This window comes from Canibacter zhuwentaonis (genome assembly GCF_018531145.1).
GTDB classification, from domain to species: domain Bacteria; phylum Actinomycetota; class Actinomycetes; order Actinomycetales; family Microbacteriaceae; genus Canibacter; species Canibacter zhuwentaonis.
In genome coordinates this window covers 18,125-38,019 of sequence record NZ_JAHDSZ010000013.1, presented here as the reverse complement: position 1 = coordinate 38,019, position 19,895 = coordinate 18,125, and the positions used below count along the sequence as shown (strand labels likewise).

The 19,895-nt window shown below is 52.1% G+C and carries 21 protein-coding genes, 1 tRNA gene and 1 pseudogene; 12 read left to right on the top strand and 11 right to left on the bottom strand.

Translation table 11 applies throughout. From position 1 onward, the window contains the following. The 3 genes and pseudogenes from KJY78_RS06085 to KJY78_RS06075 form a co-directional block, all read left to right on the top strand. A pseudogene (locus KJY78_RS06085) lies at positions 1 to 360 on the top strand (Putrescine importer PuuP); the annotation flags it as partial. Positions 361 to 382: 22 nt separating this feature from the next. Continuing rightward, positions 383 to 658, top strand: a complete 276-nt coding sequence (locus tag KJY78_RS06080) for a hypothetical protein (RefSeq protein WP_214337713.1) — start codon at positions 383 to 385, stop codon at positions 656 to 658. After that, positions 634 to 1,041, top strand: a complete 408-nt coding sequence (locus KJY78_RS06075) for a hypothetical protein (protein WP_214337712.1) — start codon at positions 634 to 636, stop codon at positions 1,039 to 1,041. Before KJY78_RS06080 ends, KJY78_RS06075 begins: the two co-directional genes overlap by 25 nt. A gap of 188 nt (positions 1,042 to 1,229) precedes the next feature. On the opposite strand, the gene KJY78_RS06740 is transcribed toward KJY78_RS06075, so the two are convergent. Continuing rightward, positions 1,230 to 1,361: a hypothetical protein gene (locus tag KJY78_RS06740; protein ID WP_284676015.1), complete on the bottom strand. Its 132-nt coding sequence runs from the start codon at positions 1,359 to 1,361 to the stop codon at positions 1,230 to 1,232. Between the two features lie 228 nt (positions 1,362 to 1,589). Here KJY78_RS06740 and KJY78_RS06070 point away from each other — a divergent pair, with 228 nt between their 5' ends. The 3 genes from KJY78_RS06070 to KJY78_RS06060 are packed head-to-tail and all read left to right on the top strand — an operon-like array spanning position 1,590 to position 5,925. After that, positions 1,590 to 2,924: a site-specific DNA-methyltransferase gene (locus KJY78_RS06070; RefSeq protein ID WP_214337711.1), complete on the top strand. Its 1,335-nt coding sequence runs from the start codon at positions 1,590 to 1,592 to the stop codon at positions 2,922 to 2,924. Between the two features lie 26 nt (positions 2,925 to 2,950). After that, the gene (locus KJY78_RS06065) at positions 2,951 to 3,265 is read left to right on the top strand and encodes a hypothetical protein (RefSeq protein WP_214337710.1); all 315 of its coding nucleotides are present in this window, start codon (positions 2,951 to 2,953) and stop codon (positions 3,263 to 3,265) included. Between the two features lie 17 nt (positions 3,266 to 3,282). Next, positions 3,283 to 5,925 (top strand): DEAD/DEAH box helicase, encoded by a 2,643-nt coding sequence (locus KJY78_RS06060; RefSeq protein ID WP_214337709.1) that lies wholly within the window; start codon positions 3,283 to 3,285, stop codon positions 5,923 to 5,925. A 99-nt stretch (positions 5,926 to 6,024) separates the two neighbouring features. Here KJY78_RS06060 and KJY78_RS06055 read toward each other — a convergent pair. From KJY78_RS06055 to KJY78_RS06040, 4 genes are all read right to left on the bottom strand, one after another. Further along, positions 6,025 to 6,096 (bottom strand) — tRNA-Thr (locus KJY78_RS06055). A gap of 69 nt (positions 6,097 to 6,165) precedes the next feature. Beyond that, on the bottom strand, positions 6,166 to 7,707 hold the full coding sequence (locus KJY78_RS06050; RefSeq protein ID WP_214337708.1) for an alpha/beta hydrolase: 1,542 nt from the start codon (positions 7,705 to 7,707) through the stop codon (positions 6,166 to 6,168). A gap of 25 nt (positions 7,708 to 7,732) precedes the next feature. Continuing rightward, entirely contained in the window at positions 7,733 to 8,875 is a 1,143-nt protein-coding gene (locus KJY78_RS06045; RefSeq protein WP_214337707.1) for a DNA polymerase III subunit delta', read from the bottom strand. Between the two features lie 29 nt (positions 8,876 to 8,904). Further along, on the bottom strand, positions 8,905 to 9,534 hold the full coding sequence (locus KJY78_RS06040) for a YigZ family protein (RefSeq protein WP_214337706.1): 630 nt from the start codon (positions 9,532 to 9,534) through the stop codon (positions 8,905 to 8,907). 56 nt (positions 9,535 to 9,590) lie between these two features. Between KJY78_RS06040 and KJY78_RS06035 the strand changes: the two genes are divergently transcribed. From KJY78_RS06035 to KJY78_RS06025, 3 genes are read left to right on the top strand one after another with little or no spacing between them, the layout of a single operon-like run. Continuing rightward, positions 9,591 to 9,971: an RNA-binding S4 domain-containing protein gene (locus KJY78_RS06035; RefSeq protein ID WP_214337705.1), complete on the top strand. Its 381-nt coding sequence runs from the start codon at positions 9,591 to 9,593 to the stop codon at positions 9,969 to 9,971. Next, positions 9,968 to 10,300 carry a hypothetical protein gene (locus KJY78_RS06030; protein ID WP_214337704.1) on the top strand — a complete coding sequence of 111 codons (333 nt, stop codon included), beginning with the start codon at positions 9,968 to 9,970 and terminating at the stop codon, positions 10,298 to 10,300. Before KJY78_RS06035 ends, KJY78_RS06030 begins: the two co-directional genes overlap by 4 nt. Positions 10,301 to 10,332: 32 nt before the next feature. After that, on the top strand, positions 10,333 to 12,162 hold the full coding sequence (locus KJY78_RS06025) for a Mur ligase family protein (protein WP_214337703.1): 1,830 nt from the start codon (positions 10,333 to 10,335) through the stop codon (positions 12,160 to 12,162). Positions 12,163 to 12,222: 60 nt separating this feature from the next. On the opposite strand, the gene KJY78_RS06020 is transcribed toward KJY78_RS06025, so the two are convergent. Genes KJY78_RS06020 through KJY78_RS06010 form a run of 3 tightly spaced genes read right to left on the bottom strand, consistent with a single transcriptional unit; the run spans position 12,223 to position 13,197 of the window. Next, the gene (locus KJY78_RS06020) at positions 12,223 to 12,780 is read right to left on the bottom strand and encodes a DUF6036 family nucleotidyltransferase (protein WP_214337718.1); all 558 of its coding nucleotides are present in this window, start codon (positions 12,778 to 12,780) and stop codon (positions 12,223 to 12,225) included. Further along, positions 12,773 to 13,057 (bottom strand): hypothetical protein, encoded by a 285-nt coding sequence (locus KJY78_RS06015; protein ID WP_214337702.1) that lies wholly within the window; start codon positions 13,055 to 13,057, stop codon positions 12,773 to 12,775. Before KJY78_RS06015 ends, KJY78_RS06020 begins: the two co-directional genes overlap by 8 nt. Then, positions 13,036 to 13,197, bottom strand: coding sequence for a hypothetical protein (locus tag KJY78_RS06010; protein ID WP_214337701.1), 162 nt, complete (start codon positions 13,195 to 13,197; stop codon positions 13,036 to 13,038). Before KJY78_RS06010 ends, KJY78_RS06015 begins: the two co-directional genes overlap by 22 nt. A 127-nt stretch (positions 13,198 to 13,324) precedes the next feature. Here KJY78_RS06010 and KJY78_RS06005 point away from each other — a divergent pair, with 127 nt between their 5' ends. From KJY78_RS06005 to KJY78_RS05995, 3 genes are read left to right on the top strand one after another with little or no spacing between them, the layout of a single operon-like run. Beyond that, positions 13,325 to 13,813, top strand: a complete 489-nt coding sequence (locus KJY78_RS06005; RefSeq protein WP_214337700.1) for a YajQ family cyclic di-GMP-binding protein — start codon at positions 13,325 to 13,327, stop codon at positions 13,811 to 13,813. A 39-nt stretch (positions 13,814 to 13,852) separates the two neighbouring features. Continuing rightward, the gene (locus KJY78_RS06000) at positions 13,853 to 15,142 is read left to right on the top strand and encodes an adenylosuccinate synthase (protein ID WP_214337699.1); all 1,290 of its coding nucleotides are present in this window, start codon (positions 13,853 to 13,855) and stop codon (positions 15,140 to 15,142) included. A 6-nt stretch (positions 15,143 to 15,148) separates the two neighbouring features. Next, positions 15,149 to 15,487 carry a chorismate mutase gene (locus KJY78_RS05995; RefSeq protein WP_348771217.1) on the top strand — a complete coding sequence of 113 codons (339 nt, stop codon included), beginning with the start codon at positions 15,149 to 15,151 and terminating at the stop codon, positions 15,485 to 15,487. Here the strand turns inward: KJY78_RS05995 and KJY78_RS05990 are convergent. The 3 genes from KJY78_RS05990 to KJY78_RS05980 are packed head-to-tail and all read right to left on the bottom strand — an operon-like array spanning position 15,484 to position 19,856. Next, complete coding sequence (locus KJY78_RS05990) at positions 15,484 to 16,842, bottom strand: hypothetical protein (protein WP_214337698.1); 1,359 nt, start codon at positions 16,840 to 16,842, stop codon at positions 15,484 to 15,486. The two genes, KJY78_RS05995 and KJY78_RS05990, sit on opposite strands and share 4 nt — an antisense overlap. A 6-nt stretch (positions 16,843 to 16,848) precedes the next feature. Continuing rightward, a complete protein-coding gene (locus tag KJY78_RS05985; RefSeq protein WP_214337697.1) occupies positions 16,849 to 18,474 on the bottom strand; it encodes a CPBP family intramembrane glutamic endopeptidase in 1,626 nt (541 codons plus the stop codon). A 2-nt stretch (positions 18,475 to 18,476) separates the two neighbouring features. Then, on the bottom strand, positions 18,477 to 19,856 hold the full coding sequence (locus tag KJY78_RS05980) for a glycine--tRNA ligase (protein WP_214337696.1): 1,380 nt from the start codon (positions 19,854 to 19,856) through the stop codon (positions 18,477 to 18,479). Positions 19,857 to 19,895 lie beyond the last annotated feature (39 nt).

The window sequence follows — 19,895 nt, the reverse complement described above, 5'->3', positions numbered from 1 at the left end:
GTGAGCCTTGGTGCGATTTTCCTTGACCTAGATACTGTGGCGTCGGTTATTAACTTCGGTGCGCTAATCGCGTTTACCTTTATGAACATTTCGGTTATTGCCTGGTTTGCTATTCGCCAGGGTAAGCGTAAAAACGGCAAGGATATTTTCAACTACATCGTGATGCCTGTTATCGCAACGCTGCTCACGGTTATGCTGTGGGTTAATCTTGATGAAATCTCGCTCACGGTTGGTTTTATCTGGTTGGGAGTTGGTGTGATTTACTTGGCGGTTATCACCGGTGGTTTCAAGCAACAGCCTAAGGGCTTTGACGAGTCGGAGCCTGTGACCGGTTTTAATAAGGTTGCTGACGAAGCCTAGTTAAGCGCTGTTAGGGAGCGGGGTGAGCACGGTGTGCAAGCCCCGCTTCTTTTATTTATATGGCGGATCGTGCCGCCCCGTAAATAGGTTTAATGCTACAAAGGTTAGGCTGGACGAAATCAAACAAACCATCACAGGAAAACAGTCAAAGCGTGATGAAACCCAGGACTTTATAAAGAAAATGGAAACACAGGAACTCATGACAGAATTTGATAAAAATGTATGGCTTAGCACGGTAGACTGCCCTACGGTTTATCACGATGGAAGGAAAAAATGGATAAAAACTTTAAAGATATAAAGAAAAAGTACAATAAATTGCGAAATAGAGAGCGTCAAAAAATAGTGAAGAAATTAGTAAAGATGGGTTTTAAAGCTAAGGGGCATCAGGGAACATGGAATTGTACATCTCGAGGTAAAATAAAGCCACGTTATAATTTAGGAATGTGGAAATGGATTGTCGCTAAAAAAGGAACTATTACTGCTGTTGTTAGTTTACAATCCATTGAACAGGATTCAATAACAAAAAACATTCATGTTCTTTTTGATAGAATAAGTGTAGATGTATTTAAAAATAATGGAGGAAAATTGCTCTCTGAAAACAGTGACTCGTATTTTCAATCCATAAAATCAAGATATAATGTTGAAAATGAATTTGATCCAGGATTTGTTGAAAAACAATAACGGGGTTAGAATTACCCTAGGAGAAGATGATCTAGAGCATCTTATAGATATTATCGAAAGAAAGATAGAAAAACTAAATTAAAATAATCTTGTGTTTAGAACGGTAGCGATACCGTTTTTTCTATGTCCAAAACAAAAAGTTTCAGAGTTCAAAGGGAAAGTCTAATTGTATCAAAGACAGTAAGATACTAGATCCGGTTGTGGGCATCGGCGGTATGCTTTCCCTCGCTGCACAGGTTGCACAGCACATCACCGAGCCGAACAGCACCGCGCGCCTTGAGGTGTTCGGGCAGGAACGCCCCGTGTTTCTGACGGTTCATTCGTGTTCTTGCAGCACATGATCTCCAAGATGAAGCCCTATGACCCGCAAGATCCTGTGAATGCTCCAGGCACTCGTATCGCTATTACTATCATTAGATACCCCGCTTTCAGCTTGCGCATTGGAGTGATATTATTAAACCGATTAAAGCCGTTTCGGTGATTTTGATGATCCGCTACTGTGCCATAGCGGTAGAATAGTTGCCACGATATAAAAGAGAGGGAGAATAGTGCCTGAGCTAAACTGGGTTGGCAAAGATAAGGTTATAACCCACCACCTTGACGTGCCCTATCGCGTGCTTGAGCGCCAGTACTCTTTTGATGAGACCGGGCAACACTCTGAAGATAACGGTTCTGAGAACATGATTATCCACGGAGATAATCTTGAAGCTCTCAAAGCACTGCTGCCTCGCTACGAAGGCAGAATCGACTGTATTTACATTGACCCTCCCTACAACACGGGCAATGAGGGCTGGGTTTACAGTGACGCGGTTAATGACCCGCGAATTAAAAAATGGTTGGGTCAGGTTGTGGGCAAAGAAAGCGAAGATCTCTCCCGGCACGATAAGTGGCTGTGCATGATGTACCCCCGGCTCAGGCTGCTGCAGCGCTTGCTCGCGCCAACCGGGGTTATCTTCATTTCTATCGACGATAACGAAGCGGCAAACCTGAAGTTGATCTGTGACGAGGTTTTTGGCTCAGCGTGTTTTGTTGCGGATATTGCGGTTGTGAGCAATCTCAAGGGTAGGAGCAATGCGAAGTACATCGCTACAGCGCACGAGCATCTAATGATGTATCGCGGTCCCGATTTTGTTTCTAACGGAGTTGTGATGCCCGATGAGTATTTAAAAGAGTACAAGCTTAGGGATGAGCTGGGCGGATATCGCTTGCAAGGGTTACGTAAGCGTGGAGCAGCTTCACGTCGCGAAGATGCTCCGAATTTGTTTTATCCCTTTTCTTATAACCCGGTTTCCGGTGAATTGACAGCGGATCCGGTAAGCACCGGAGCTGATGATATTACTATTTTGCCTAAGTTCCCAGACGGCAGTGACGGTGCATGGAGGTGGGGTCGAAAAACCGCGCAGGAGCGAATTAACGAGCTTGAGGTGAAACTTGTTAAGGGGCGTAACGAGTACGACGTTTATCAAAAGGAGTATTTGAACCGCAACGGCGAAGAAAGACGTCCAAAACCCAAATCTATTTGGCAGGGCAGTGAGTTTTCTTCGGAGGCGGGCACTTTAGAACTTAAGAAAATAATGGGCAAGGGTGTTTTTGAAACTCCCAAGTCTTCTGCCCTTATTGAGTACTGCCTCAGTCAGGTGTCTAAACCGGACTGCCTGGTTTTGGACTCGTTCGCAGGATCCGGCACTACTGCGCACGCGGTGTTGAAAGCGAATGCTGTCGACGGGCAGAATCGATCTTTTATTTTGGTGGAGCTGGGAGATTACGCCGATACCGTGACTGCCGAGCGGGTGCGCCGCGTAATTAAAGGGTTTAAGGGTACGCAAACAGGCGAAGACAGGAGTGTCTCCGCACGGGGGGGGGGTACTCGTTTTATGAGCTAGGTGCCCCGCTTTTAATCAACGGTGATTTGAATCCGGAAGTTCCGCTAGAGCGGGTGCGTGAATACATTTGGTTCACAGAAACGGGAGAGGCTTACCAGCCAGGCGAAGCTGACATGCACCCTGATTTTCTTGGTCGTTCAGCAAGTAATACCGCTTGCTTTTTCGCGTTTAACGCTAGCGCGCCGACGGTTTTGGACAGGGATTATCTCAAGTCGATTCCCGCTGCGTGCGCGGCGGAGTCTTACCTTATTTATGCGGATATCTGCTTGCTCACAGACCGGGAGCTTGCCGCTCACAATATTGCGTTCAGGAAGATCCCACGAGATATTACCCGGCTGTAATTTAAAGGAGCAAAACAATGGAACTAAAAAAATATCAAAAGAACGTGATTGGTGATTTGCGCGACTACCTCGCCTGTTTGCGCGAGCAGGACTCGCTGAGCGGAGCATTCGCCGCATATTGGGAATCGCGGCAGATTCATGTTGGAAAAGGCGGAATTGCCGAGTATCAAAACACTATTGAGGGCGTGCCGCACGTGTGCTACAAAGTACCAACAGGGGGCGGTAAAACATTTTTAGCGTGCGCGTCAGTGAAGCTGATTTTTGATGCCCTGCCTGTTATGCGGCGCAGGGCCACTGTGTGGCTGGTGCCGTCTGATTCGATTCTAAAGCAAACACTGCGGGCATTAAAGGATCCGCAGCATCCTTACCGGCAGCGTTTGAACGCTGATTTTAACAGTCGAGTGGAGGTGTATTCTAAGGAGGAGTTGCTGGTCGGGCAGAATTTTAGCCCAGCCACGGTTGCCGAGCAATTGTCGGTAATGGTTTTGTCGTACGACTCGTTCCGCGCAGCCCGCAAAGACGGACGCAAAGCCTATCAGGCTAACGGGAATCTTGCGTCGTTTGCAACAGTGCTCGGTTTACCCGCGCGGCCGATTGAAAAAGCCGATGAAACGGCACTGTTTCAGGTGATTAATCAATTAAACCCGGTGGTGATTGTTGATGAGTCTCACCACACCACGAGCACCCTGAGTCATGAGATGCTGAGCAATTTTAATCCGGCGTTCATTCTTGATTTGACCGCAACCCCAAAACAGCAGTCAAATATTATTTCTTATGTTGATGCGGTGGCTCTGAAACATGAAAACATGGTGAAACTACCGGTTATAGCCTGTAACCGAGCCTCACAAAAAGAAGTTATAACCTGCGCAATAGATCTGCAGCAGCGTCTTGAAACGATGGCAAAATTGCAGGAGTCGCGGGGCGGGCGCTATATTAGACCGATCGTGTTGTTTCAGGCTCAACCCAAGACGGGTGAAGACGCAACATCCTTTGAAAAACTGCGCGAAAAGCTTGTTACTAGTGGAATCCCAGAAGAGCAAATTGCCATTAAAACCGCGACTATTAACGAGCTGAAGAATGTTGAGTTGCTGAGCAGGGAGTGCCCGATCCGCTATATTATTACGGTTAATGCGCTCAAGGAGGGATGGGACTGTTCGTTCGCCTATATTCTAGCGTCACTGGCCAATAAGACTAGCCAGGTTGATGTGGAACAGATTCTCGGGCGGGTGTTGCGCCAGCCGCACGCGACGCGGCAGCGTGAGCAGCTGCTGAATATGAGTTATGTGCTGACCTCGTCAAATGATTTTAACGCAACGCTTAGTCAGATCGTTGCGGGCCTTAACAGCGCGGGTTTTTCTAAGCACGACTACCGCGCTACAGCACAGATACCGTTTGATTTCCAGGAGACCGCTGATGAGCCGGTGCAAGTGGTATCAAAGCCGTCGCAGGTGGTACCAGAGATTGCTGAGGTGGAAGAGTTTCTCGATTTTGACGAGAATGAGGTTTCTTCTTTGCTCGAACAAAACCGGGTGACAGGCGACGCCGATGCCGGGGAAGCGTCGAGTAGTGTGGCGGCTCTAATTATTGAGGACGCACAGCGGCACGGAGTTGACTACGAACAGCAGATTGCGCGGCGCAATAATGAGTCTATTCCCGTAGATTTGCGGGGCGTGACGAAAGCTGCGGAGATGATTCCCGGCTTTGTTACAGAATGCGCAAGCTTGAAAATCCCACAGTTTGTAATTCAAACACCTCCTTCCGCGCTGTTTTCAACCGGTGGTGACGGGATGGATCTGCTCACGCACGAAGCGCTGGCTGCGGGTTTTAAGCTGAGCGACAAGGATATACGGCTTGATTTAAGCACAGTCGATGAGCAAATGTATACTATCGACGTTAAGGACAATGCGGACGTGCCCCGCGCTTTTAGAATGAACACTGCTGAGCAAAAGTTTATGCGTGAACACTTTAGTAAACTAAATACTGCCGCGCAGAAGCGTAATGCGGCGGCAGCTATTTACGAGCGCCTCAAGCAGATAAATTTGATTAAAGATTTTGATATCCGCGCTTATATTAAACGGATCGTTGACAACTTTGGAATCGAGGAATTACTAACTTACCGGGAGCATCCGAATTCTGTAGCGGATAAGATCCGCGATAAAATTAGCGGGTTGCTTGCAGAATATAAAGCCGAAAAGTTTTATAAAGACGTTGAAACCAGGCGCATTAGCCTTTGTGACACGTACACGCTGCCGCAGGAGATGCAACTGAGTTACGCGACATCAACGATCGGCGGTTCGCTTTATGCGGCAGAAGATCGCATGAACAACGACGAAATGGATTTTGCGTTGAGCTTTTCGGGCATGAGTAATGTTCGCTGGTGGCATCGCAATATTGAGCGTAAGGGCTTTGCTATTAACGGGCCTTTCAACCACTACCCGGATTTCATTGTGATGACAACAAGCGGCACAGTTGTTGTGGTTGAATCTAAGGGGGAGCATCTGAAGAATGATGATTCCCAGCAGAAGATTAAGCTTGGTAAAAAATGGGAGTCTTTGGCCGGTGATAAGTTCCGTTACTATATGGTGTTTCAAGACGGTGCAACTCCGCCAGACGGAGCTTTGAACAGAGCTAATTTTCTAGAAATTCTTAAGGAACTCTAGCTTGTGCCGGGCGGTTTGTGCCGTGCATTTCGCCCGAGTGGCTCACAACAGAGCGGGTGGGTAAATCGCGTCTAGCAACAGCACCCGCACAAAAAACCGAGCCACCTTCGGGATTTGAACCCGAGACCTATTCTTTACGAGGGAATTGCTCTACCCCTGAGCTAAGGTGGCGTGTGTAAAACACGCAGCTATTTTACCACGCGCACCACAATATTGCGCGCGCGGTAAAACGCTGGTGAATTACTGGGTACAGGTTGCGGGCGCTGCCGGTGCACCGTTGAAGAACTCCGTCACCTTTTGTGTAACGCACGAGCTTCTGCCAAACGCAACGTGCCCCTCGCCAACGTAGGTGATTAGACTGGCGCTTTCTAGCTGCGCGGCAAGATCCTCCGCCCACTCGTAAGGGGTGGCCGGATCACCGGTTGTACCAATCACGAGAATCGGCTCAGCGCCGGGAGCAGAAATGGGCTTAGCTCGCTGCGGATCGCCCGCCGCCTGCCATCCCCAGCAGCTCACCCCGCCATAGCCCTGATACGGACCAAACACGGGGGCATCCTGTGCGAGCTTAGCGGCATCCGCGCGCATCGCTGCTAAATCTGGCTGCTGTGGTGGATAATCGGCGCAGTTAATGGCGGTGAATGCGGAGTTGGAGTTGTCGGTGTACTTTCCGTCTACGCGGTTATGATACTGGTCGGCCAAATCTAGCGCCGGTCCCGCGTCACGATTTTTCACGCTCTGGAAGAGCCCCTCCAGCAGCGGCCACATATTTTCAGAGTACAGCGGGGTTACAATTGCAGTTAGCAGCACGCTGTCGGTGACCCAGCGACCGTCAGCAGCTTTGATCGGGTCGGTCTTTACATCAGCGAGCAGTTTTGAGACCATTTTCATACCGTCCGCAACGGTTTTTTCAGTTGAGCACTCCACGCTAACGCAGTACTTCCAGTAGTTTTTGAGCGCGTTTTCAAAGCCTTTGGTTTGCACAGCGACCACCTCGCTAGCATCCGCATCAGGCTTTAAAGCCCCATCGAGCACAACTTTGCCCACGTGCTGCGGGAACATTTCAGCGTATCGAGCACCGATGTAGGTGCCGTAGGAAAGCCCGATATAGTTCAGCTTGGCATCTCCCACTAGCTCACGCATCAGGTTGAGATCTTGCACAGTGCTGCGCGTGCCAACGTGCTTGTAGAGAGACCCTGTGTAACTTTCGCAACGCTCGCTGAGTTCTTTATTACTCTTGTGCACCTCATTAAGCCACGCTTGAGTGCCAGGTTCGGGGGTTTTTTCGTTGCCGTAGAGAGACTCGTCGAGCTCCTGGTTGGTGTAGCATTTTACGGCGCTTGAAGCCTCAACTCCGCGAGGCGCCCAGCCGACAATGTCGTATGTTTCACGCAGCTGTTCAAACGCCTGCGCGGATCCCAAAACAAAGTTCACTCCGCTCGCTCCGGGGCCGCCAGGGTTAGCAAAAATTGTGCCTTTAGGGTTTTCTGATTTTGAGGGCAGTTTGGTCAGCTGCAGTTTAACGGCCTCTTTCGCCTCCGGCTTGCTCCAGTCAAGAGGTGCCTCAATATAGGCGCATTCTGCATCACGTGGGGTTGCTAGATTGGTGTTCGGGCAGCTGCCCCAGGTAATTTCTTGTTTTGTATAGTCGACCGTTTTATCTACCACGGGCGGCACAACATCGCTCAGCTGGTTTCGCGCGCAGCCGCTTAAAAACAGGGCGAGAGCTGATCCGCCAGCAATTGCGGCGCATATTTTCGATTTCACACTCTTGGATTTTTGCATACTTTCCTCTGATTAAAACGGTTTTCTAGATGGTGAGCAGCGAGATTAGCGCGGCTTCGAGCGCGTCACGAGACCTCACGTTGCGGGTTATATGGATACGAGCTTTTTCAAGGGCTGTCATAAAAGTTGCTATCTGGGCGGGGGTGAGCGCTGCGCCGAGCGCGGTTATGCGTTGTTCTTGAGCGGAGTTTATCAGCGGCGCGCCGGTTTTAAGCTGCACCGTAAACAGATCTCGGCAGAGCGTCAATAAGTCTAGTAGAACTCTATCAACGGCATCTATGTTTGCGCGTGTTAGCCAGGTTTTGCGCATGGCTTCTATTTTGGTTAATTCGCCGCTTAGCTCGCGCGGCACGGGATCGTTCGGGGCAAGCCCGTAAGCGTGTTTAATCTCGTTTTTTTTGCGGATGATGCGCTCATCAACCTGCGCCTCCCCGTGTTCGGTTGCTGCGCTGTGCAGTTTAGCAGCGACGGTCATTGCGTCGCTGGGCGATTGAATTCGCAGCACCTCGGTTATTGTATCTTCGCGCAGCTGCAGCAGTTCGGGTTTCTGCGCGAGTGCCCGCGCCATGCCGATATGCCCCTGTGCAAGTCGGGCGACGCGCGCGGCGAGATCCGCATCGATGCCGCTGTGAGCGGATAGGAGAGCCGCTGTTTTTGCGGGATCAGGGGTCACCAGGCGCACCAGCCTGGTGCGGGAGCGGATAGTCGGCAGCAGGTCAGATTCAGCCGGCGCGCAGAGTATCCACACGGTTGTTGCTGGCGGTTCTTCGAGGGCTTTGAGCAGGCTGTTTGCCGCGTAGGCGTTCATGCGGTCAGCGTCCTCAATGATAATTATTTTTTTATTGGCGGTAGTTGGCAGATAGTACGCTTCTGCTGCGACCTTGCGCATTTCTGAGACGTTAATTCCGCTTGTGTAGGTGCGCACGAGTGTCACGTCTGGGTGGTTTCCGGAGACTATTTGCCCGCGCAGTGTTTCACGTGAAACATCGGAGTTTGCGTTGTGTATTAGAGCTGCCGCAAACAGGGTTGCGGCGTTGTACCTGCCAGATCCAGGAGGGCCGGTTATAAGCCAGGCGTGAGCTAAGTCAGCACTGTTTTTAGGGTCAGCAGCGCTCTGCAGAGTTGCCACAGCGCCCTCTTGCCCAACGAGTTCGCTCCAAAAATCCATGTTTAGATCCTATTCTATAAGACGCCTATTTAACCTGGCAGGTCAATAAATGTCAGCTCGTGCAGCACAATTTCACTCTGCCCCGAGGTAATTTCAGAAACCGCATTTTTGAACACCTCTGTGCCGGGCGGGGGCACCCAAAACTCCTGGCTTACACGATCCGTATAGTGAGCTTCCCCCGGATGGATGCCGCTTTGCCTGGCGTGCACCATAATTTTTGCGTGAAACTCGTAGCCGCACTCAAGCTGCGCCCGCCGCATTTGCGTGCGCGTTATAAACTCTGAGCGCTGCAGGGTTTCGGCAACTGCGGCGCGATACGCGCGAGTTAGCCCCGCAGCTCCGAGCAGCACCCCGCCAAAATACCGGGTGACAACAGCAACCGTGTCGCTAACTCCGGCCTTTGCGAGGGTTTCATACATCGGTGCACCAGCCGTTCCCGCGGGCTCGCCGTCATCATTGTGCTTGGCAATTTCACCCGCCGCGCCAATAATAAATGCGGTGCAGTGGTGGTGAGCCTTAGGGTGCTCAGATTTTATTGCGGATATAACCTGCCGCGCAGCAGAGTCAGAACTGATCCGCTCTAGACGAGTGATAAATCTGGAGCGGCTGATCTCTATTTCGTGAGATACGGGGCGTGCAATGGTTTTATAGGTTGTCATGGTGCTAGATAGTAGCCTGAGCTTGAGAGCAATTATACCCGCTAGGATTTAAGGGTATGAGTGGTATTAGGGTAGACGTGTGGATCTGGGCCGCGCGGCTGGCAAAAACGCGCAGTCGCGCAACAGCGGCGTGCAAAGCCGGGCACGTTAGAATTAATGGGGTTACTGCAAAACCGGCTCAACACGTTACTGTGGGGGATAGAGTGCGAGTTACTATCGGTGACACTTTTAAGCTGCACGAAGTTATAGGCTTTGCTAGCAAGCGGGGCAGCGCCACAGAGACCGCAAAATTGTTTACCGATTTAACCCCGTCCGCGCCGTCCAAAGCCGAACGCGCAGCTCCTGTGCTGCGAGATGCGGGCGCGGGCAGGCCGTCGAAAAAAGAACGCAGACAGCTTGATAGACTGCGGGGTTTTGTGCGAGGCAAGCTGTTATGAGCGCTGCTAAAAGTGTGACAGTGCTCGAGCCGAAGCAGTGGCAGGCGCGCGCCGCCAGCCATCAAGCCCGCGCAGACGCATTCACACGAGCACACTTAGCGCGCCGCGCACGCGGCATTAAACACCCGATTGAAGATTTTTTATTCACCTACTACTCTTATAAACCGGCACAGCTAAAGCGCTGGCACGCTGGCGCAAACACGGTGCTCCCGGGTGACACGGAGCGGATATCCTGGAAATACTACCGCGAGTGTGCGCTGCCGCCGGCGGTTGTTGGGAGTGCGGTTGATCTGCAGCGGTTTTACGCCCTGCGGCGGCAGGCCGTTTAGATGTTTACAACAGTGCTATATAAAGGGGAATAATGTCACAGCACTCAGCTTCGCAGTTTATGCGCCCCGCTAAGCGGGCAAGTTCGCTTGAGGAGATAGCGCGGTGTCTGCATCGTGCGGGGCACGCCGCCGAGGTTGCTGTGCCAGATGGCGGATCACCTGCTGCGCAGGTCACCGTGACGGGTGTGAGCCTGGACTCGCGCACAGTGCAGCCGGGGGATCTCTACATCGCGCTTGCCGGAGCTACGCGGCACGGGATTGACTATGTGCCGCAGGCACGCGCCGCAGGAGCACGGGCAATTCTAACGGATCGGTGTGCGGCGCAGGGGTACGGATGCGGGCGGGCGCAGGGCACGCGCGAGCAGGTGTCGCCGGAGCATGGGCAGGCGCGGGCGGAGCAGTTCGAGCAGGCGGGGGCACTTGCGAGCGAGCGGGTACAGGCGCAAACTCCGCTGCCCACAATTATTGTCGATAGTGTGCGCGCCAGCATTGGCGCGGTTGCCGAGTTTATTTACAACCGTGACCTGGCGGCGGAGACGATGCCCGCCAAGTTCGCAATCACCGGCACAAACGGCAAAACCACAACAAGCTATATTATCGCCCAGATATTTGGGGCGCTCAAGCAGCCCACCGGGCTTATCGGCACGATTGAAACGCGCATCGGCTCTGTCACCCTGCCGAGCACCATGACTACCCCGGAAGCCTCGGAAACTCACGCATTGCTGGCGACAATGCGGGAGCAGGGCATCCGCGCGGCAATTATGGAGGTGTCATCGCACGCGCTCGACTACGGGCGGGTGAGCGGGGTGCGCTACGATGTTGCGGGTTTTACTAATTTAACCCAGGACCACCTTGATTTGCACTTGAGCATGGCAAATTATTTCGAGAGCAAGGCGCGCTTGTTCACGCCCGAGCACGCAAAAACGGCGGTTGTTCACGTTGCAGGGGAATACGGTGAGCAAATGCTGGCGCGCGCCTGTGAGCGCCTGCCCGGCAGCACGATTGCGCTTTACGATGAAGAAAGCGGATATCCGGCCGCAGCTGCTGTGTCTAACTGCCCGCATTGGACCGTTGCAGTCGCAGAACGGGCGGATCATATCGCCGATGAGGTCGCAGCCGGGCAAAACAACAGCGCCGTACTGGTCGGTGTCGCAGGGCAGGAGGTCACCGTAGGGCAGAGTTTTGTGATGCGCCGCAGCACCGGCGAGGTTTTGCGGGCGACAACGCTTATGCCGGGCAGGTTTAACGTCACAAACGCGGCGCTGGCCGTTGCAATGGTCTACGAGTCCGGAATTACCGCCGCGCAGCTGCAGGAGGTTTTGTGCGATCCGCTCACCCTGTCGCCAAAAGTGCCGGGGCGAATGCAGGTGATCAGCGACAGCCCCTTTGCGATTGTTGATTTTGCGCACAACCCCGACGCGCTAGAGCGGGTGCTCACAGAGATCGGCGGCAGTCGCGCGCACGGCGGGCGCACAACGATTGTGTTTGGTGCGACGGGTAAGCGTGAGGTTGAGAAGCGGCCGCTGATGGGTGCGGTGGCGGTTAAGCACGCGGACACTGTGATCGTAACCGATGATGAGCCGCACGGTGATGATCCTGCGCCAATTCGAGCGGATATTTTAGCCGGGTGCAGGGGTGTAACGGCGAGTGCGCGGCGCGCAACTGAGATTTTAGAAATTGCGCCGCGCGAAGCTGCAATTGAGCGTGCGGTGGCGCAGCTCGCGCCAGGTGACAAGCTGATTATTGCCGGGCGCGGTCCTGAAACAACGCAGGAGTTTGCCGCCGGTGTTGTGCACAGCATCGATGATCGCGAGGTGCTGCGCGCGACCCTGATCCGCCACGGATTTACGCCGCGCAGCTAGGGCGTTTCGGGAAAGATGACTTTCAAGCTAGAAAATCGTCTTTTTAATCTGGGAGACCTGTCAATAATATCTTCTAAGTTTTTCTTGATTTTCTTTAAAAAAATCTTCTAACCAGTCCATGCCATAGGCGCAACTGAATCCTTCTAGGAGAGCAGAGAAGTCAATGTTATCAAATCCCATTTTCTTCAAATCATCAAAGGTATTAAATGGCGAACGGAAGTTTTTGTATTTGATAATTGCTCCAATATCTTTCAAATCTTGCTCTCTTGTGCTAACCATCTTCATGCCCAATACGTATTCAATTTTGGCAACGAAAACGGTTAAATTTTTGAATGAGTATAGGGTCTCACATAAATTTAATGGTGGCTGTATGTTCATATTCGCCACATTATTATTGAGCCATAGCTCTTCGTCAGTATTCAAACTGAACTGTTTCCCTACACGAGCGATAATTTCGTTGATTTTTTGACTTTTTTCATAAAAAGCATCTACATCTTGCGTGGCTCGCAAGCCATGGTACTCTAAGACGTAACCACCAACACAAATAATGGTTAAACGAAGATTTGCTTGAGATAATTCTTGATTCAAGACTTCAAAAACAGGTTTCATTTTATCCATGTTTGTATTTCTCCATCATTTTTTGTACATTAGATAATTTGGCAGGTTTATTTAAGGAAATCACATATTCGTGGGTTGGTGTATGCTTTTGAACAGCATATTTCAAACTAACTTTCTGAAAATTTGTAAGTTCTTGGGAGTTGAGCAATCTTTCAACGTCTTCGTCTGTTAGGTGAGAATGGTCTTCAAAAATAACTTTTCGCAAATAACGAAACCAGTGACCGGCATTAAATCGTGATTGCTCTGATGCATTGATCATATAGTCATACCAATCCATTTTGCCCTCCTCTTTGTTCTTCTTTTAGGGTTATAATTTAGTGTTTGTTGTAGTTTCAAATCAAAATTAGAAAGTTGTAACTCATCTGCTTCAAACGGAGTTTCAGGTATTCTAACATCGAAACGGTCATTATCTGCCATGTTTACGAGTATTGTAGCGGAAAACAATCCTTTACGTAACCATTCTTCAGTGTACAGTTGAGCGGTACCTTCACAAATTTTACGACTTGTTCTGTTAAAGTTTGGCAACTAGGATAAAATTATATTTATGGCGGATTCATCATTTGACGTAGTTAGCAAAATTGACCGTATGGAGGTTGAGAATGCGTGTAATCAAGCTCGCAAAGAGCTCGAGCAACGCTATGACTTTAAGGGTGTCGGCGCTGCAATCGACCTGAGCAGCGACCATATTTTGCTTAAAGCCAACAGCGAAGAGCGAGTGCTGGCGGCGCTTGACGTGCTGCAGTCAAAGTTTGTGAAGCGCGGATTGTCGCTCAAAACCCTCGACACAGAAGATCCTTACGCGAGCGGCAAAGAGTATCGCATAAACGCAAAACTAAAAGAGGGTATTGATCAGGTCACGGCTAAAAAACTCAACAAGCTAATTCGTGATGAGGGACCCAAGAGCGTAAAAAGCCAGATTCAGGGTGACGAGTTGCGAGTTAGTTCAAAGAGTCGTGATGATTTACAAGTAACTATCGCACTGCTTAAAGAAGCTGATGCTGAAGTTGCGCTACAGTTTGTTAATTTCAGATAAATATAGTTGCCCCAGCGGCAAGTAGAAAGGAGCAAGGTTATGCCTGCTCTGTTAGTTTCAGGAGCGCAGTGGGGCGACGAAGGTAAAGGGCGCGCCACCGATCTGCTCGGCAGTAAAGTTGATTACGTTGTTAAATTCAACGGTGGTAATAATGCCGGGCACACAATTGTTATCGGCAAAGAAAAATACGCGCTGCACCTTTTGCCGTCGGGTATTTTAACACCTGGAGTCACACCCGTTATCGCAAACGGCGTGGTTATCGATATTGAAGTTTTAATGCATGAAATTGAGGCTCTGCGCTCACGCGGAGTGGATGTTTCTAAGCTGAAGGTGAGCGCCAATGCGCACGTTATAACCGCCTATCATCGCACGCTCGATAAGGTCACAGAGCGTTTTCTTGGCAAGCGCCAGATCGGCACAACCGGTCGTGGAATTGGCCCGACCTATGCGGATAAAATCAACCGAGTCGGAATTAGAATCCAGGATATTTTTGACGAAAATATCCTGCGCCAAAAAGTCGAAGCCGCGCTCGAGTTCAAAAATCAGGTGCTCGTAAAAATATACAACCGGCGGGCAATTGATCCAGAAGATGTGATCCAAGAACTGCTCGGATACCGTGCAACACTCGAGCCGATGGTTTGCGACACGGCACTGCTCTTGCACGAGGCGTTAGAGGCGGGCAAAACCGTGCTTTACGAGGCGGGGCAGGCAACAATGCTTGACATTGATCACGGCACCTATCCGTTTGTAACCTCATCAAACGCAACAACCGGCGGTTTGATTACCGGTTCCGGAATTGCCCCGCAGCACCTCACCCGGGTTATTTCGGTTATTAAGGCCTACACGACCCGGGTTGGCGCAGGTCCGTTCCCAACAGAGCTTTTTGATGAGCACGGTGATTTTTTGCGCAAGCAGGGCTTCGAGTTCGGCACTACAACGGGCAGGCCGAGGCGCTGCGGCTGGTATGACGCGCCGGTTGCGCGCTATGCTGCGCGGATTAACGGTGTCACTGATTTCGTGCTCACAAAACTCGACGTGTTAACCGGGCTTAAAAAAATACATATTTGTGTGGCTTACGATGTAAACGGCGTAACCCACTCTGAAATGCCGGTAAACCAGAGCGATTTTCACCACGCAAAACCCGTTTACAAAGAGTTTGAAGGATGGCAGGAAGATATTTCCGGCGCGCGTACTTTTGAGGAGCTCCCGGCGGCGGCACAGCACTATATTTTAGAGCTCGAAAAAATGAGCGGTGCTCGTATTTCCGCTATCGGCGTTGGCCCTGAGCGTGAGCAGGTCGTTGTGCGGCACAGCCTTACCGAGGATTAAAACACGGTGTGCAATAATTCTGGAGAGGTAGCGGATCCACTGCAAAACAAGCGCGCAGAAGAGCGGCTGCAGCAGCTGCGCTCGAGCATTGATAATATTGATGCCGCGCTCGTTTATATGCTCGCCGAGCGTTTTAAGTGCACACAGGAAGTCGGCGAATTAAAGGCTGAGCACGGGATGCCTGCGAGCGATTTGGAGCGCGAGGCGAAGCAGATTGCGAGGCTAAAAAGCCTGGCAGCGGAGGCGAAGCTAGACCCGGAGTTTGCCGAAAAATGGTTTAATTTCGTTGTTGCTGAGGTGATTCACCACCACCAGCAGTTGGCGGATAAAACAGACTCGAGCTAGTTTATGCCCAGCAGCAATCTGCGCAGTTCAACAGCTCGCGCGGTGCTGTCTGCTAGTGCCGGGGCGAGCTCTCCGCCGTAAAAAATTTCGCCTAAAAATAGGGTTGTTGGCTCGCAAAGCTCCTGCTGCAGCCAGTGCGCGGTGTCTTTTTCTGCGCTGGTGCCGTGTGCGGCGGGTAGGTTTTCTAGTTGCCACGCTGCTGTTAGCGCTAGCTCGTAAGTGGCGGCTATTGCGCGGGTGGTTGCCGATGCTGCGGCTAAGCCGGTTATTGTGTTTTCGTCGGGTGAGATTATTCGCGCGGCAACGAGATCACTGTGCTGCGGCGCTAAACTGCTTATTTCCAGGGTTACGGGCGCGCTAAAATCAGGGTTTTGCAGCTGAGTTACTGCCCGCGCGCCGGGCTTATTAAACTCTGCGGGCAGGCGCTGCGGTGTTTTGGCGGTTGCCGCTAGTGTGTACAGCTCTGCAATATTGCGCTGGGGGATGCGCTGACAAAGCGCGCTAAACTCTCGCAGCTCCGAGTTGTTGCAGGGCACAAATATTACTGCGCGCGTGTGTAGTGTGGTGGTTGCTGTTGTTACTGTGTGCGGGTGATTATCGGGCGCGGTGGCGGTGCGATCCGCTCTATGCACGGAAATAATTTTTTCGTCGCGCGTAATATTCACGTTGTATAGCTCGAGTTTGTGTGCGAGCGCCGACTTAAGCGCCCGCCAACCTTGCCGGGGTACGATTTTGGCGGATGCTGCTGCCGCGCTCAGAGTTAGTACCGCGCCGCTTAATGATCCGGTGCGAGTTAGCGCGGTATTGATGCCTGGCAGCGCGAGATCGGCGAGTACTTTATGCGGATCTGTCGCGTATTGGGTGCGCAAACCGGGCGCGATAAGCGCGGCGGCGGTCTTTCCCTGCCGCACTTTAACAAGCTCCAGCAGCGACTGCGTTTTGCCGAGTGTGAGCACGGGTTTAAACCGGTCAAAATAGGCTCGGGCGCTGTTTTTTGTGCCACCGAGCAGCTTTTTTGCGGCGGATGTTAAAGGCGCCGCCATAATTCCGCCCAGCTGCGGTTCGGGTACGCGGATAAACTGCGTTCCGCCCACGGCAGGAGGGAGCCACAGCTCTGGTTTTACGGGCAGCGCCGTTATTGCCGCGTTTTGAGGCGATTTTGCGCTGTTTTGCGCGAGAAAATTGGTTATTAAACCGGTAGCATCCGTCACCGGGCGCGCGTCACTTGCCGAACCGGTGCTGTCTTTAGGCGCAATTAGCGTAACTTTCAGATTAACGCTGGCGAGCTGCATTGCAGCCGCGTAGGCAACAAGGCTGTTGCCTACTACGACCGCATCTGATGAGCTGTTTTGCACGGTGATTTACTGTGATGGCGAAGCGTATCGGGGCGGTTGCGGATCGGGCGCTGCACGACGGGGTCTTCTGGGTGCGATATCGGGCGCGGGCGGAATTAGCGAAGTACCGTCGAGTTGCGGTGTTTCCTCTCGGGTAATAGGCGGGCTTGGCGCAGGGGTGTACGACTCGAGAGGGCGCGGCTCGGGTGCATATGCCGGGTGCGCTCGCGGCGCGGGCGCTGTGTTTGCTGACGTTAACGCTGTGGGTGAGGTATTAAACGTTGTTGCGTAGCCGCAGGTGCACTCTTGTGGCAGCGTTTGTTGAGCGGTTGTTGGCGTAACAGGCTTGTGTGCCGCTGAAATCAGAGGCGCTGGCGGAAGTATCGGCGTCTGCTGAGACACCGGCGGCTGAGGCGTTGTGGACACAGCTGCGGGAACTGGCGGCGCAGCTGGCACGGCAGCATCCGCCGCCGCAGGAGATCCCGCCACGGGAGTTGCCGCAGTATAGCCCGTACCTACCGATGCACTGATGCCAGTTTGCACCGCCGGCGGCACATCCGCACCCACGGACACGCTAGCAGGATGCGGCGCGCTAAATGCGCCATCGGGCGCGGCGGCAGCCTTCGTTTCACGGTAGTTTTGCCATCCGTGCGTGTTCTTACGCTTGCGCCACACCAGTTCAATCGCGCCAATATAAACCGCGTACATAATAATATTTAAGATCGCACTGGCAATATTACCGGCGCTCTCAGACTGCTTGGTGTCGCCCGTCACACCGCTCGCGAGAATCCCAAAAACAACCAGGTTATTTACCATGTGAATCGCAATTCCAGCCTCAATGCCGCCCGTGCGAATTGTCAAAAATGTTACGGTTAAACCGAGCAGCCCCACCAAAATTAGCCCCCACAGTTCGTAGCCGTGACCGATAACAAACAGCAGGGTTGTAATCAGGGATGGCACAATCGGGTTGCGAATCCACGCCCCAAGCATCTGTAGCATTGCTCCGCGGAAAATATACTCCTCAGCGGTCGCCTGCAGGGGCACAAGCAGTACAATAATAATCAGCGACCAAACAAGGGTGCTCGCATCAAGCGGGGTTGTGTCTTTGGTGAGCGTATCGGTTGAGGCCTCCCCAAAAATACTCTCAACAACGGTTGCGATCACCTGCGCACCAACAAAGGTGATGACCGCAATGCCGAGCGAGTATCCGAACAGACTCCAGCGGATTCGCCCTACAACCGAGAAGAAAATACCGGTCGGGTGCGCCCGGAAGGTGAGCAGCGCAAGCCAAGTAGCAGGTATCATCAGGATAATCGAGCCGAGCTGATACGCGAGCCGCGCCGGATGGCGGGTATCAATAACGCCCAGATCGTTGGCGATTTTCTGCAGCTCTGCCGGCGACGCAGAACCGCCGGCGGCAGCAACCTGCATCGCGAGAATGTAGGCAATGGTTGCCACAATTACCATAGCAATGTAATAGCCAATACCGATTCCCGCGATGGCAAGCGGTTTCCACCAGGCGTAGTTGTTTATGCCACGCAGTAGCCTGTGAAATGGGAGATGCTGAGACTCTGCGGGAACAGCTTTATGCGCCCAGGGGTATGTTTTTTTGGGCGCTGCGCTTTGTAATTCTGACGTGTGATTGTGGGGCAATTTTACGCACCCTCTAGTTTTTCTGTGAGCAGATTTACGAGCTCCGCCAGTGGCACGCGCGTCTGCTGCATACTGTCGCGCTCGCGCACGGTTACGGCGTTATCATCGAGCGAGTCAAAGTCAATTGTGACACAGAATGGCGTGCCGATTTCATCCTGGCGGCGGTAGCGCCTGCCAATAGCCCCGGCATCATCAAAATCCACATTCCATTTTTCGCGGAGCTTGCTCGCCAGTTTACGTGCGAGCGGTGACAGCTGCTCATTGCGGCTGAGCGGGAGCACAGCAACTTTAACCGGCGCAAGGCGCGGATCAAGACCCAGCACAACGCGAATCTCGGTTTTGTCCTTCGAGTTGGTGAGCTCTTCTTCGCGGTAGGCATCAACAAGAAATGCCATGAGTGACCGGGTAAGTCCCGCAGCAGGCTCGATTACATAGGGAGTCCAGCGTTCGTTTTTGGTCTGATCGAAATAACTTAGATCTTTGCCGGATTTGCTCGCGTGAGTTGCGAGATCATAGTCGGTGCGGTTGGCAATGCCCTCCAGCTCGCCCCACTGCCCGCCGGTGAAACCAAAGCGATACTCAATATCCACAGTGCGCTTAGAATAGTGAGACAGTTTCTCCTGTGGATGCTCATAAAAACGCAGATTGTCAGGGTTAATCCCTAGATTTGTGTACCAGCTCATGCGCTCCTGCATCCAGTATTCCAGCCACTTTTCATCTGTGCCAGGCTCAACAAAAAATTCCATTTCCATCTGCTCAAACTCGCGCGTGCGGAAAATAAAATTGCCGGGGGTAATTTCGTTGCGAAAACTCTTGCCGATCTGCCCGATTCCAAAGGGTGGTTTCATGCGAGCGGATTGCAGCACATTGGCAAAGTTCACAAAGATTCCCTGAGCAGTTTCAGGGCGCAGGTAGTGCAAGCCGCTCGCGTCATCAACGGGCCCCAAAAAGGTTTTCAAAAGCCCAGAAAATTCGCGCGGCTCGGTCCACTCACCCCGCGTGCCGCAGTTCGGGCACACAATCTCTGCCATGCTGCTAGCCTCACGTCCTTTTTTCTCAGCAAAAGCCTCGAGCAGGTGATCTTCGCGCCCTCGCTTGTGGCAACTCGTGCACTCAACCAGCGGATCACTAAAAACATCCACGTGTCCCGAGGCTTCCCACACGGCTTTGGGCAGAATCACGCTGGAGTCAATGCCCACAACATCTTCGCGCCGCTGCACAATCGCCAACCACCACTGGCGCTTAATATTTTCTTTTAGCGCGGTTCCTAGCGGACCGTAATCCCAGGCGGATCGCGATCCGCCATAAATCTCACCGGCTTGGTAAACAAAACCGCGCTTTTTAGCCAGGGAAACTACTTTACCTAGGTTTGACTGTGCCAATTTTTCTCCGAACTGCAATAACTATAAAATCACGTTAAT